General features: G+C 44.2%; 1 pseudogene. It reads left to right on the forward strand.

The features are described 5' to 3' along the window. Positions 1-581 (forward strand): annotated as a pseudogene (locus tag K6V43_RS11420) (phage tail spike protein); the annotation flags it as partial.

Below are 581 nucleotides of genomic sequence, written 5' to 3' on the forward strand. Positions count from 1 at the left end.
CAGGCTCAAAGTCATGCAGAGGTTTATGCGGATAGATTAAAGGCTAGCATTGATAATGAACTTACTTCTATTCATCAACAGATGCGGCAACAGGAAGAGGAGCAGCAACGCATAACTCGTGATTTAATGGCAAAGGCTGGGGTAAATAGCAACCTAGCCACAGAAGCCAAACTGAAGGCAGAACAGGCTCAAACTGGGGCAACTGAAGCCCTCAGAAGGTCAGAACAAGCCAAGCTTGATGCCATTCAAGAAGCTAACCGATTGACTTCAACGGAGCGTAGTCAAACAGAGTCAAAGATTGCGACAGCAAAATCACAAGCTATCTCTGAAGCTAGTCGATTGGTTGATGTAGCAAAATCACTATTAGGTGGACAGTTGGCTACAGTAAGTACCAATCTCTCGCAAACCAAGGAAGATATAAAACTTCTTGCGAGTAAGCAACTGGTGGATAGTCTGACTGGTCGAGTAACGGGTGCAGAATCCATGATTCAAGTGCAAGCAGACCAAATTTCTCAGCGAGTAAAGACTAGCGATTTTAACCAAGCAAAACAGAGAATCGAAACTGCAGAGTCAACGATTAC

Source organism: Streptococcus suis (assembly GCF_019794615.1).
GTDB classification, from domain to species: Bacteria; Bacillota; Bacilli; order Lactobacillales; family Streptococcaceae; genus Streptococcus; species Streptococcus suis_AI.